The sequence below is a fragment of the Streptomyces sp. RK9 genome, from assembly GCF_045070545.1.
GTDB lineage: Bacteria > Actinomycetota > Actinomycetes > Streptomycetales > Streptomycetaceae > Streptomyces > Streptomyces alboflavus.
In genome coordinates this window covers 250835-264059 of the sequence record NZ_CP173704.1, presented here as the reverse complement: position 1 = coordinate 264059, position 13225 = coordinate 250835, and the positions used below count along the sequence as shown (strand labels likewise).

At 71.4% G+C, this 13225-nt stretch carries 11 protein-coding genes; 7 read left to right on the top strand and 4 right to left on the bottom strand.

The window, feature by feature from the left end; all coding sequences use genetic code 11:
- Nucleotides 1–45: 45 nt before the first annotated feature.
- The 3 genes from AB6L24_RS21290 to AB6L24_RS21280 all read right to left on the bottom strand — a co-directional run bounded on the left by AB6L24_RS21290 (nucleotide 46) and on the right by AB6L24_RS21280 (nucleotide 3614).
- Complete coding sequence (locus tag AB6L24_RS21290) at nucleotides 46–396, bottom strand: FmdB family zinc ribbon protein (protein WP_405657478.1); 351 nt, start codon at nucleotides 394–396, stop codon at nucleotides 46–48.
- Nucleotides 397–463: 67 nt separating this feature from the next.
- Entirely contained in the window at nucleotides 464–1729 is a 1266-nt protein-coding gene (locus AB6L24_RS21285; protein WP_405657477.1) for an MFS transporter, read from the bottom strand.
- Nucleotides 1730–2114: 385 nt separating this feature from the next.
- A complete protein-coding gene (locus tag AB6L24_RS21280; protein WP_405663209.1) occupies nucleotides 2115–3614 on the bottom strand; it encodes a potassium/proton antiporter in 1500 nt (499 codons plus the stop codon).
- Between the two features lie 229 nt (nucleotides 3615–3843).
- On the opposite strand from AB6L24_RS21280, the gene AB6L24_RS21275 reads away from it, so the two are divergent.
- A complete protein-coding gene (locus AB6L24_RS21275; RefSeq protein ID WP_405657476.1) occupies nucleotides 3844–6723 on the top strand; it encodes a penicillin acylase family protein in 2880 nt (959 codons plus the stop codon).
- A 99-nt stretch (nucleotides 6724–6822) separates the two neighbouring features.
- Here AB6L24_RS21275 and AB6L24_RS21270 read toward each other — a convergent pair whose 3' ends face one another.
- Nucleotides 6823–7434 (bottom strand): 5-formyltetrahydrofolate cyclo-ligase, encoded by a 612-nt coding sequence (locus AB6L24_RS21270; RefSeq protein WP_405657475.1) that lies wholly within the window; start codon nucleotides 7432–7434, stop codon nucleotides 6823–6825.
- A gap of 94 nt (nucleotides 7435–7528) precedes the next feature.
- On the opposite strand from AB6L24_RS21270, the gene galU reads away from it, so the two are divergent.
- From galU to glpR, 6 genes are all read left to right on the top strand, one after another.
- A complete protein-coding gene (galU, locus tag AB6L24_RS21265) occupies nucleotides 7529–8431 on the top strand; it encodes a UTP--glucose-1-phosphate uridylyltransferase GalU (protein ID WP_030359420.1) in 903 nt (300 codons plus the stop codon).
- Between the two features lie 3 nt (nucleotides 8432–8434).
- Entirely contained in the window at nucleotides 8435–9787 is a 1353-nt protein-coding gene (gene glp / locus AB6L24_RS21260; RefSeq protein WP_405657474.1) for a gephyrin-like molybdotransferase Glp, read from the top strand.
- A 121-nt stretch (nucleotides 9788–9908) separates the two neighbouring features.
- Nucleotides 9909–10400, top strand: a complete 492-nt coding sequence (gene moaC / locus AB6L24_RS21255; protein ID WP_030359422.1) for a cyclic pyranopterin monophosphate synthase MoaC — start codon at nucleotides 9909–9911, stop codon at nucleotides 10398–10400.
- The gene (locus tag AB6L24_RS21250; protein ID WP_405657472.1) at nucleotides 10397–10948 is read left to right on the top strand and encodes a molybdenum cofactor biosynthesis protein B; all 552 of its coding nucleotides are present in this window, start codon (nucleotides 10397–10399) and stop codon (nucleotides 10946–10948) included. The genes moaC and AB6L24_RS21250 overlap by 4 nt, the downstream gene beginning before the upstream one ends.
- On the top strand, nucleotides 10945–11568 hold the full coding sequence (locus AB6L24_RS21245; protein ID WP_405663206.1) for a GNAT family N-acetyltransferase: 624 nt from the start codon (nucleotides 10945–10947) through the stop codon (nucleotides 11566–11568). The genes AB6L24_RS21250 and AB6L24_RS21245 overlap by 4 nt, the downstream gene beginning before the upstream one ends.
- Before the next feature lie 255 nt (nucleotides 11569–11823).
- Nucleotides 11824–13188, top strand: coding sequence for a gephyrin-like molybdotransferase receptor GlpR (glpR, locus tag AB6L24_RS21240; protein WP_405657470.1), 1365 nt, complete (start codon nucleotides 11824–11826; stop codon nucleotides 13186–13188).
- The last annotated feature ends 37 nt before the right edge of the window (nucleotides 13189–13225 follow it).

Below are 13225 nucleotides of genomic sequence, written 5' to 3'. Positions count from 1 at the left end.
AAGTGCGGAGGGCCGGAGCGAACCGGCAGTCCCTGTGGGGCCCGGTCAGGCCGCCGAGGAGCTCGTCGACGACGAGGAGGAACCCGACGACGAGGACGAGGAGGAAGACGTGGAGGACGAGGAAGACGACGTCGTCGACGAGGAGGACGACGAGCTGTCCGACGACTTCGACGAGGAGGCCGAGGACGACGTCGACGCGGGCGAGCTGCTGGACGACGAGCCGCGGCTGTCGTTGCGGTAGAAGCCGGAGCCCTTGAAGACGATGCCGACCGCCGAGAACACCTTCTTGAGGCGTCCGTCGCAGTTCGGGCACACGGTCAGGGCGTCATCGGTGAACTTCTGCACCGCCTCGAGGCCCTCGCCGCACTCGGTGCACTGGTACTGGTACGTCGGCACTTGCTTCCTCCTGGCACTCTCACTCGATGAGTGCTAACGACGGTCCATAGTGACGTATTCCGCGGGATCAGTCCACCGTCACCGGCACGCGGTGACCGACGCCACGTGCCACGGTGCGGCCCGGGCTCTTCGGAGTGAGGCGGGAGCGCAGCGACAGGAGCACGGCCAGGGCGAGCGCCGTGCCGCCGAGGGGCACCAGGAATCCGGCGCCGTCCCAGAAGCGGTCCTCCAACTGTCCCGCGACCGTGACGGCCGCCGCCTGCCCGAGCGCGACCGCGCCGGTGAGCAGGGTGAACGCCTCCGTGCGCGCGGTCGGCGCGACCAGGCTGTCGACCAGCGTGTAGCCGGTGATCAGGGCGGGCGCGATGCAGACGCCGACGAGCAGGCCGAGACCGGCGAGCAGCAGCACGGAGTGCGCGGCCCACAGGCCGGACGCCATCAGCGTCAGTCCGGCGTACCCGAGGACGAGCCGCCGCTGCGGGGCGATCTTCCAGGCGATGGCGCCGCAGGCGATCCCGGAGAGCATGTTGCCCGCCGCGAACGTGCCGTACAGGACGCCGTTCAGTCCGGGCTCCCCGATGGACTCGGTGAAGGCGGCCAGGGAGACCTGCATGCCGCCGAAGACGGTGCCGATGCCGAGGAAGGCGACGATCAGGACGCGTACGCCGGGCACCCGCAGCGCCGAATCGTGCGCCACGCGCGCGTGGCCGGCGGCGGCGGGCTTCGGCTGGGTGGACTTCTGGGCGGCGAACAGCAGACCGCCGACGAGGGTGAGGCCCGCCTCCGTGAGCAGTCCGGCCGCCGGGTCGATGCCGGTGCACAGCGCGGTGGCGACCAGCGGGCCGAGGACGAAGGTCAGCTCGTCGGTGACGGACTCGAAGGCCGCGGCGGTCTGCGCGAGCGGGGTGCCCTGGAGCTTGACGCCCCAGCGTGCCCGCACCATCGGCCCGATCTGTGGGGTCGACGCACCCGTCGGCACGGCGGCCACGAAGAGTGCCCACAGGGGGGCGTCGGTGAGCGCGAGCACGGTCAGCGTGACGCCGGACGCGGTGTGCACGAGGACGCCGGGGAGCAGCACGGCGCGCTGCCCGAAGCGGTCGGCGAGCTTGCCGGTGAGGGGCGCGAACAGGGCCATGGAGACGCCGGTGACCGCCGACACCGCACCGGCGGCCCCGTACGAGCCGGTGGTGTGCTGCACGAGCAGCACGATGGAGATGGTGAGCATCGCGAACGGCTGCCGCGCGGCGAATCCCGGAAGCAGGAAGGTCCAGGCGCGAGGGGTGCGCAGAAGTTGTCCGTAGCCCGGGCGGGTTTCGGTGACCGTGGACACCACGGCCCTTGCCTTTCTGCTGCCTGGTAGCGCGGCCGCCTTTCCGGGGCGACGGCGCCGAGAGCTGTCCTCTTGCGCAGAACTGCGGTAGATACCGGTCGCCCACTGCGAGGGGCGCCGCGGCCGCCATACGGTCGCGCCAGCTCTGCGTCAGACAGAGTTGGTTCGATCAGTGTCCGTACCGAGTGCCCGATGATTCGATGCGTCGGTACGTTCAGAAGTGTGCCTTCATCGTACAGGTGCTACGTAAAACGCACCTGGGATTACGAGAAGTGAGACCCCCACCACCTGCGATTGCCCCCGCACTGCCCCCGAGACGCCCCCACGCCTGCCTGCTCCGGGCTCCGCCCGGCCGTGCGCCGCCGCGACCGTCAGGCCGCGAGCCCCCTCATCGCTGCCCGCCCGGCAGCCCCAGCCAGCCCACCAGCTTGCCGCCCTGCGCCACGGCCCGCAGCCGCTGCTCGGCCGCGTCGCGCACCGGGTCCGTGGCCACCACCAGGAGCTCGTCGTCCTGCCGCAGCACTGTCGTGGGACCCGGTACGAATGATGTGCCCTCGCGCACGATCAGGGTAACGGCGGACCCCGTGGGCAGCCGCAGCTCGCTGATCTCGACGCCGTGCAGGCGGGACCCCTCCGGGACGGGCACCGAGAGCAGATGGCCGCGCAGGCGTTCCAGGGGAGCCGACTCGATGCCCAGGTCGGAGGCCTCCGTTCCCTTGCCGATGCCGAGGAGTCTGGCGAGTCCGGGCAGGGTCGGGCCCTGCACCAGGGTGTAGACGACGACGAGCACGAAGACGATGTTGAAGATCTCCTCGCTGTTGTCGACGCCGTTCACCATCGGGATCGTGGCGAGAATGATGGGCACGGCGCCGCGCAGCCCGGCCCAGGACATCAGCGCCTTCTCCTGCCAGGGCATCCGGAACGGCAGCAGGCCCACCACGACGGACAGCGGCCGGGCTACCGCGGTCAGGATGAGGCCGATGATCACCGCGGGCCAGATGTCGTCGAGCAGCCGGTGCGGCGTGACCAGCAGGCCGAGCAGGACGAACATGCCGATCTGGGCGATCCACCCGACGCCTTCGGCGAAGCCGCGGGTGGCCGCCCAGTGCGGCAGCTTGGCGTTGCCGAGCACCATCGAGGCCAGGTACACGGCGAGGAACCCGCTGCCGTGGGCGATGGCCCCGGCGGCGTAGGCGGCGACGGCGATGGCCATCACCGCGATCGGATAGAGACCGGACGCGGGCAGCGCCACATGCCGGAGCCCGTACGCGCCGAGCCAGCCCACCGCGAGCCCGATGGCCGCGCCGATGGCCAGCTCCAGGGCTATCTCCCCGACCAGGACGTACCAGTGGTGCACCGGCCCCGCGGTGGAGAAGGCCACGACGAGGATCACGACCGGGGCGTCGTTGAACCCCGACTCCGCCTCCAGGACCCCCGTGATCCGGGACGGCAGCGGCACCCTGCGCAGCACCGAGAAGACGGCTGCCGCGTCGGTCGAGGACACCACCGCGCCGATGATGAACGCCTGCCGCCAGTCGAGCCCGACCAGGTAGTGCGCGCCGGCGGCCGTCACGCCGACGCTGACCGCGACGCCGACGAGGGCCAGACAGGCCGCGGCGGGCAGGGCCGGCTTGATCTCTTTCCACTTGGTGCCGAGGCCGCCCTCGGCCAGGATCACGACGAGCGCCGCGTAGCCGATGACCTGGGTGAGCTGGGCGTTGTTGAAGGTGACGTTGCCTATGCCGTCCTGGCCCATGGCGACGCCGATGCCGAGATAGAGCAGCAGGCTCGGCAGCCCACTGCGCGAGGAGAGGCGCACCGCGACGACCGCGACGAGCAGGACGAGTGAGCTGATGAGCAGAAGCTGGTTGAGGTCGTGGACAGACAGGGGCTGATCCTTCCGTCGTGCGAGCCGTGATGCTTCGTTACGTTACCTAAGCTTTAACGCGCTCTTGACGCACGCCCCCGCACTCCGCCTAGCATCTCCGAACCTTCGTTCGATGCCGGTTTCCGACTCCGCGTCCGGGGCCGTATCGCCCTGCGCCTATGGTTGCTCCAGCACTTCAGGACCCGCACAAGCCCCGCCCTGCCGCTCGCGAAGGACAGCAAGGACAGCGATGCCCTCCAACACCAACGCCTCTTCCGGTCGCAAGTCCGGTAGGAAGAAGGGGCGCCGAGCCCGACTGATCGTGATCGTCCTGGTCCTGGCCGTCGTAGGAGGCATCGGTTTCGGCGCGTACTGGAGCATCAGCACCGTCCGCGCCTCCTTCCCGCAGACCAAGGGCTCCATCGACCTGAAGGGCCTGTCGGGCACGGTCGAGGTCAAGCGCGACGGCAACGGCATTCCGCAGATCTACGCCGAGTCCGACGAGGACCTGTTCATGGCACAGGGCTTCGTGCAGGCGCAGGACCGCTTCTGGGAGATGGACGTACGCCGCCATATGACCTCCGGCAAGCTCTCCGAGATGTTCGGGAAGAGCCAGGTCAAGACCGATGAGTTCCTGCGCACTCTCGGTTGGCACCGCGTGGCCAAGAAGGAGTACGACTCCAAGCTCTCGCCGAAGACGAAGAAGTACCTCCAGGCGTACGCCAAGGGGGTCAATGCCTACCTCGACGGCAAGGGCGGCAAGGAGATCTCCGTCGAGTACGCGGCGCTCTCCTTCGAGAACGACTACAAGCCGCAGCGGTGGACGCCGGTCGACTCGATCGCCTGGCTGAAGGCCATGGCCTGGGACCTGCGCGGCAACATGCAGGACGAGATCGACCGCGCCCTGATGACGAGCCGCCTCGGCCCGTCGCAGATCAAGGACCTGTACCCGGAGTACCCCTTCGACCTGCACAAGCCCATCGTGCAGGAGGGCCGCTACAACGAGGTCACCGAGAAGTTCAGCGGCGACGACTCGACGGGCGGACAGTCGGGCACGGGTACGGGCACCGGGACGGGAACGGGTACCGGGACCGGTACGGGTACCGGGACCGGCACGGGTACGGGCACAGGAACCGGCACAGGCACCGGTACGGGCACGGGAACGGGCACCGGCGCGGGAACCGGCACCGCGGGCACGGGCGGCGCCCAGAACCCCGCCAGTGGCCTCCAGTCCCAGCTCTCCGGCCTCTCCGACGTCCTCGACAAGATCCCGGACGCGGGCCTCGGCTCGAACGGCAACGGCATCGGGTCGAACTCCTGGGTGGTCGCCGGGGCGCACACCATCACCGGCAAGCCGCTCCTCGCCAACGACCCGCACCTCGCGCCGCAGCTGCCCTCCGTCTGGTACCAGATGGGCCTGCACTGCAAGTCGGTGTCGGCCAAGTGCCAGTACGACGTCAGCGGCTACACCTTCTCCGGCCTGCCCGGCGTGGTCATCGGCCACAACAAGGACATCGCCTGGGGCATGACGAACCTCGGCGCCGACGTCACCGACCTGTACCTGGAGAAGTTCACCGCCGACGGCTACCAGTACGACGGCAAGATCGTGCCGTTCAAGCCGCGCAAGGAGAAGATCAAGGTCGCGGGCGGCAAGACCAAGACGATCACGGTCCGGGAGACGAACAATGGCCCGCTGATCTCCGACCGCGACGACGAGCTGGTCAAGGTCGGCAAGAAGGCCCAGGTCGACGCGTCCGCGCCGGACCGCGGCGACGGCTACGGCATCGCCCTGCGCTGGACCGCCCTGGAGCCCGGCAAGTCCATGGACGCCGTCTTCGAGCTGAACAAGGCGAAGAACTTCAAGGACTTCCGCAAGGCCGCCACCGACTTCGAGGTGCCCTCGCAGAACCTGATCTACGCCGACACCAAGGGCAACATCGGCTACCAGGCGCCCGGCAGGATCCCCACCCGCGGCAAGGGCGACGGCTCGCTGCCCGCGCCCGGCTGGGACCCCGACTACCGCTGGGGCGACCCGATCCCGCAGGACGCCCTGCCGTACGAGTACAACCCCAAGCGCGGCTACATCGTCACCGCCAACCAGGCCGTGATCGACGACGACGGCGGCAAGAAGTACCCGTACAAGCTCACGTCGGACTGGGGCTACGGCGCGCGCAGCCAGCGCATCGAGGACCTCATCAAGTCCAAGACGAAGAACGGCGGCAAGATCTCCACGGAGGACATGCGGCTGATGCAGACGGACAACAGCAGCGAGATCGCCCGGCTGCTGGTGCCCAAGCTGCTGAAGATCGACATCAACGACAAGCACGTCCGTGAGGCCCAGAAGCTCCTGGAGGGCTGGGACTACACCCAGGACGCCGATTCGGCCGCCGCCGCGTACTTCAACGCCGTCTGGCGCAGCATCCTGCAGCTCGCCATCGGCAACAAGCTCCCCAAGGAGCTGCGCGTCAAGGGCCAGTGCCTGTCCGTCGAGCCGACGGGCAACACCCGCCCGGCCGACGAGGAGAACCGGGTCCGCGAGTGCGGCGAGCGCGACGCGGACTCCGCCCAGCCCGACGGCGGCGACCGCTACTTCGAGGTCATCCGCAAGATCCTCGACGACCAGGACAACGACTGGTGGAAGACGCCGGGCACGCGCCTCGACAAGGAGACCAAGAACCGCGACCAGCTGTTCGCGCGGGCCATGGAGGACGCCCGCTGGGACCTGACGGCCAAGCTCGGCAAGGACATCGACACCTGGAGCTGGGGGCGTCTGCACACCCTCACACTGAAGAACCAGACGCTCGGCACCGAGGGGCCCGGCTGGCTCCAGTGGGTGCTCAACCGCGGCCCCTGGAAGCTCGGCGGCGGCGAGGCCACGGTCAACGCCACCGGCTGGAACGCGGCCGGCGGCTACGGAGTGATCTGGGTGCCCTCCATGCGGATGGTCGTGAACCTGAAGGACCTCGACAAGTCCCGCTGGATCAACCTCACCGGCGCCTCCGGACACGCCTACAGCGACCACTACACCGACCAGACCGGCAAGTGGATCAAGGGCGAACTGCTGCCGTGGGCCTACTCCGAGAAGGCCGTCGAGGACAGCACGAACGACACCCTGGTGCTCAAGCCCTGACGGGCGCACCACGGACCGGATGACAGGGAAAGGGCCCTCCACGCGCGCGTGGAGGGCCCTTTCGCCGTACGGGACGCACTGCGGGGGCGTGCCCGCGGGTCAGGCGAAGCGGCGCACCGCCGACGGCGTCACCACGGCGTGCACCGGCCGGTCGTGCGCCTCCTCGGGGACGTACGCGACCACTTCGGCGTCGTACAGGAGCACCACCAGGGCGGGGGAGAGGGCCGCGCGCTCCAGGCGGGCGAGCACCCGGTCGTAGGAGCCGCCGCCGCGGCCGAGCCGCATCCCGCGCGCGTCCACGGCGAGCCCCGGGAGCAGCACCGCGTCGGCCTCCAGGACGGCGTCCGGTCCCAGGCGCGGGCCCGCGGGCTCCAACAGCGTCATCTTTCCGGAGTGTTGGACGGCGGCGAGCGATGCGGGTCCGTCGTACGCGGCCCAGTCCAGGTCGTTGTCCGGGAGCAGGACGGGCAGCAGGACCCGTGTCCCGCGCGCGTGGAGGGTGTCCAGGAGGGCGCGGGTGCCGGGTTCGGTGCCTACGGAGACATACGCCGCGACCGTGCGGGCGCCGGAGAGTTCGGGCAGTTCCAGGGCGCGCTCGGCGAGGGCGGCGGCCGTCTTCTGGGTGTCACCGGGCGTCAACCCGCTTCTTACCGTGAGGATCTCCGCGCGCAATGTGCGCTTGTTTCCCTTGCCCGGGCCGGGTTGATCCATGGTGAACTCACAAATCCTTCCTATTGTGCGCACATGTGGGCCTATATTCCGGAGCCACAGATTCCACACATAGGCACCGGTTAAGGTAACGCTCATGACTGAGTCTCCCCCCAAGATCACCAAGGCTGTCATCCCCGCAGCTGGACTTGGCACTCGCTTCCTGCCCGCCACGAAGGCGACGCCCAAGGAGATGCTGCCGGTCGTCGACAAGCCGGCGATCCAGTACGTGGTCGAAGAGGCTGTCGCCGCGGGCCTGGACGACGTCCTCATGATCACGGGCCGCAACAAGCGCCCCCTGGAGGACCACTTCGACCGCAACTACGAGCTGGAGTCGGCCCTCGCGAAGAAGGGCGACGAGTCCCGGCTCGCGAAGGTCCAGGAGTCCAGCGACCTGGCGACCATGCACTACGTCCGCCAGGGCGACCCCAGAGGACTCGGTCACGCCGTCCTGTGCGCCGCCCCGCACGTCGGCAGGGAGCCGTTCGCCGTGCTCCTCGGCGACGACCTGATCGACCCGCGCGACCCGCTGCTCGCGCGCATGGTCGAGATCCAGGAGCGGCACGGCGGCAGTGTCATCGCGCTCATGGAGGTCGCGCCCGAGCAGATCCACCTCTACGGCTGCGCGGCCGTCGAGCCCACCGCCGACGGCGACGTCGTGAAGGTGACCGACCTGGTCGAGAAGCCGGAGGCGGCGGACGCTCCGTCGAACTACGCGATCATCGGCCGCTATGTCCTGGACCCCCACGTCTTCGACATACTGCGCAAGACCGAGCCGGGCCGCGGCGGCGAGATCCAGCTCACCGACGCGCTCCAGCAGCTCGCGGCCGACGAGAAGATCGGCGGGCCGGTGCACGGCGTGGTCTTCAAGGGCCGCCGCTATGACACCGGCGACCGCGGCGACTATCTGCGTGCCATTGTCAGACTCGCGTGCGAACGTGAAGACCTGGGTCCTGACTTCAAGGCCTGGCTTCGCAGTTACGTCACCGAGGAGATGTAGCACTTGAGCAGCAGCGGCACGACGACGCACCACACCGCGGGGCGGGACCGGCTCTGGTCGGTGGACGAGCACCTGGACGACGTCCTCGCGACCGTCCGCCCCCTGGAGCCCATCGAGCTCCAGCTCCTCGACGCCCAGGGCTGTGTCCTGATCGAGGACGTCACGGTGCCCGTCTCGCTGCCGCCGTTCGACAACAGCTCCATGGACGGGTACGCGGTGCGGGTGGCCGACGTCGCGGGCGCGAGCGAGGAGTTCCCGGCCGTCCTCACGGTCGTCGGGGACGTCGCCGCGGGCCAGGGCGAGCAGCCCGCGGTCGGCCCCGGCGAGGCCGCCCGCATCATGACCGGCGCCCCGCTGCCGCCCGGCGCCGAGGCCGTCGTGCCCGTGGAGTGGACCGACGGCGGGCTCGGCCAGGGCCCCGCCACCGGCATGCGCGCCCACAGCGCGGCCCCCGAGGGCGCCTCCGGCGAGGTCCGGGTGCACCGCCCCGCCGAAGCGCGCGCCCACGTGCGCGCGAAGGGCAGCGACGTCCGCGCCGGAGACCGCGCCCTCACCGCGGGCACGGTCCTCGGCGCCCCGCAGATCGCCCTGCTCGCCGCGATCGGCAGGGGCACGGTCAAGGTGCGCCCGCGCCCGCGCGTGGTCGTCATGTCCACGGGCAGCGAACTGGTCCAGCCCGGCGAGCAGTTGGCCGACGGTCAGATCTACGACTCCAACAGCTTCGCCCTCACCGCCGCCGCCCGCGAGGCCGGAGCCATCGCCTACCGCGTCGGCGCGGTCACCGACGACGCCGAGATCCTGCGCTCCACCATCGAGGACCAGCTGATCCGCGCCGACCTGCTCGTCACCACGGGCGGCGTCAGCGTCGGGGCGTACGACGTCGTCAAGGAGGCCCTGGACTCCATCGGCGACCCGGACGACGAGGAGGGCCTGGGCGCGGGCGGCGGGGTGGAGTTCCGCAAGCTCGCCATGCAGCCGGGCAAGCCGCAGGGGTTCGGCACCATCGGCCCCGACCACACCCCGATCCTGGCCCTGCCGGGCAACCCGGTGTCGTCGTACGTCTCCTTCGAGATGTTCGTACGGCCCGCCGTGCGCGCCCTCATGGGCCTGCCGGACGTCCACCGGCCCACCGCCCGCGCCCGGCTCACCGCCGACAAGGCGCTGACCTCGCCCGCCGGGCGGCGCCAGTTCCTGCGCGGACGCCACGACGCGGACGCGGGCACGGTCGCGCCGGTCGGCGGCTCCGGGTCGCATCTGATCGCCGCCCTCGCCCACGCGGACGCCCTGATCGTCGTCCCCGAGGACACCACGTCCGTGGAGCCGGGCACGGACGTCGACGTGGTGCTGCTCGGCTGACGGGCCCCGTGTCCGGGCGGGCGTGCGGCTCGGGCGGGGCGGCGCCGGGGCGGTACTGTGTCGCGCACAGCAGGCCCGCGCACCGCACCGCGCGGGGCCCGGACCGGGAGCGCCACAGCACATGAGCACGCAGCAGCGACTGACGCACATCGACGAGGCGGGCGCCGCCCGCATGGTCGACGTATCCGAGAAGGACGTGACCGCCCGCACCGCGCGCGCGAGCGGCCGCGTCCTGGTCTCGCCCCGTGTGATCGAGCTGCTGCGGGGTGAGGGCGTACCGAAGGGCGACGCCCTCGCGACCGCCCGCATCGCGGGCATCATGGGCGCCAAACGCACCCCCGACCTGATCCCGCTGTGCCACCCGCTGGCCGTCTCCGGAGTGAAGGTCGACCTGAGCGTCGCCGACGACGCCGTGGAGATCCTGGCCACCGTGAAGACGACCGACCGCACCGGCGTCGAGATGGAGGCCCTCACCGCGGTCACCGTCGCCGCGCTCACCGTCGTCGACATGGTCAAGGCCGTCGACAAGGGCGCCGTCATCACGGACGTGCGGGTCGAGGAGAAGACGGGCGGCAAGTCCGGCGACTGGAACCGGCGGGGAGCGGGGGCATGACCCACCCCGCGCCCGCCGACGCCGGGGCCGCGGCCGAGGGGAGCGAGGGCACGGCGTACCGGGCACTCGTCGTCACCGCGTCCAACCGCGCCGCCGCGGGCGTCTACGCCGACAAGGGCGGCCCGATCCTCGCCGAAGGCCTTGCCGCCCTCGGCTTCGCCGTCGACGGTCCGCGGGTGGTGCCGGACGGCGACCCCGTCGAGCGGGCCCTGCGCGAGGGCGTCGCCGCCGGGTACGACGTCATCCTCACCACCGGCGGCACCGGCATCTCGCCCACCGACGCCACCCCCGAGGCGACCCGCCGCGTCCTCGACCACGACGTCCCCGGCATCCCCGAGGCGATCCGCGCGTACGGCCGCGAGAAGGTGCCCACCGCCGTGCTCTCCCGGGGCCTCGCCGGGGTCGCGGGGCGCACGCTGATCGTGAACCTGCCGGGCTCGAGCGGCGGCGTGCGCGACGGAATGGCCGTCCTCGCGCCCCTGTTGATCCACGCCGTCGACCAGCTGCGCGGCGGCGACCATCCGAGAACCGACGGGGGTGCGAGCTGAACAGCCCCAGCTGGCCCGCCGAGCTGACCGACGGCGATGTCGTCCTGCGCCCGATAAAACTGCGTGACCAGCGCGCCTGGCGCGAGGTCAACCGGCGCAACCGCGACTGGCTGCGCCCCTGGGAGGCCACGATCCCGCCGCCCACCCCCAGCGGCCCGGTCGCCCACCGCCCCACCTACCGGCAGATGGTCCGGCACCTGCGCGCCGAGGCGAACGCGGGCCGCATGCTGCCGTTCGTCATCGAGTTCCAGGGCCGCCTCGTCGGGCAGTTGACGATCGCCGGGATCACCTGGGGGTCGATGTGCTCGGCCCATGTGGGCTACTGGGTCGACGAGTCGGTCGCGGGGCGCGGGGTGATGCCGACCGCCGTGGCGCTCGCCGTCGACCACTGCTTCCGCACCGTCGGGCTGCACCGCGTCGAGGTCTGCATTCGGCCCGAGAACGCGCCGAGCCGCCGGGTCGTGGAGAAACTCGGATTCCGCGAGGAGGGGCTCAGGCCCCGCTATCTCCACATCGACGGGGCCTGGCGCGACCACCTGGTGTTCGCGCTCACCGTGGAAGAGGTGCCCGAAGGGCTGCTGCACCGCTGGCAGCAGGCACGTCCGCAGAACACCGCGTGACACCGCGTGACGTCCTCCGCGGAGCGTGGAACGGGCGCCTGACGGACCGTCGCGCCCCCGCAGCGGCACAATGCTGCCACTCTCATAAATGAAATACCTGTTCGAAATTGATCGGTGAGTGACCGTTAAATTCGGTGCCGCGTCGGCCTGTTGATCGCATCAGTCACAAAAAAAGTTCGAGATATCAGCCAGATCGTGCGACACACCGGCTCAATTGGCGGATGGCCTCGACAAAACCCCTCTACCGTGTGAGGCGTGAGCAGCAGCGGCCTCATCTACGCAGTCATCGTCGGGGCCTGGGCCGCCTACTTGGTGCCGATGTGGCTCCGTAGGCAGGACGAGCTCAACGAAGCTCGTCCGACGGAACGCTTCAGCACCGCCATCCGGCTGCTGTCCGGACGGGCGGGAATGGAGCGCCGGTACGCCAAGGACCTGCAAGCGCGCTCGCCTGAGGAGGAGGAGTCGCGCAGCGACCCGGACGCCGTGACCGACTCGGTCGACGTCCGGGCCTTCGCCGTGCCTCCGGGACAGGAACGCGAGGGGCGCGCCACGGACTCCCGCGGCCGCCCCCCGGCCGGCAGGCCCCAGGCCCGCGCCTCCGCCGCCGAACAGGCCAAGCCCGGCGCGCAGGCGCGCGTCGGCGCGCGCCCGGCCGCCAAGCCGGGGTCCGGACAGGGCCCGCGGACGGCCGGGGGCTCCGGCGCGGAGCGGGGTCAGGGGCAGGGTCAGGCGCACGGCCAGGGTCAGGCGCACGGCCAAGGGCAGGTGCACGGCCAGGGGCACGGCCAGGGGCACGGCCAGAACCAGGGCCAGGGCCCGTCCGCCGCCGCCCGGCGCGCCGCCGCTGCCGACGCCGCCGCACGGGCCCGGCGCACGAAGGTGCTCGCGCGCCGTCGCCGCACCACGGTCATGCTGTTCCTCACGTTCACGGTCGGCACGATCGTCGCGGCGGTCGGCGGCTTCGCGTTCCTGTGGGCGCCCGCCGTCCCGGCCGCGCTGCTGAGCGCGTACATCGTCTATCTCCGCCGCCAGGAGCGGCGCCGCTTCACGTACACGATGGACCGGCGCCGGGCCGAGGCCGCCGCGCGACGGCTGCGCGAGCGGCAGCCGCGCGGGCGCGAGGCGAGCGCCGAGCCCGCCGCCGAGGAGCCCGCCCCGGAGTCGGAGACCGGCCTGTCGGCGCTCGCCGCCGACCGCCGCGCCCTCGTCGAGCAGACCGACCACGCCGAGTGGGTCGACCAGCAGCGCGAACGCCAGCACGGCCCCGGCCGCGCCGACAGCTGGGACCCGGTCCCCGTACCGCTGCCGACGTATGTGACGGCGCCGGTCGCCCCCCGCGCCCCCGGCAGCGTCGACCTGGGCGCCCCCGACACCTGGAGCTCGGCCCGCTCCAGCGCCGCCGAGCCCGCCGCCGACCGCGGGCACGCGCCCGAGGCGGCGGCGCCCGCCGACGAGCAGCGGGCCGACGACGCCGAGGGCGACGAGAGCGGAGCCGACGGCGGCCGCAGCGACGCCCGCCGCGCGGCCTCCGCCCGCCGCTCCCGCGAGCGCGGCCGCACCCCCCTGTTCGACCAGTACGACGACGGCGCCGACGGGCGCCCCCGCGCCGCCAACGAGTGACGGGCCTGACCAGCACGGGAACGGATTTCCAAGCACC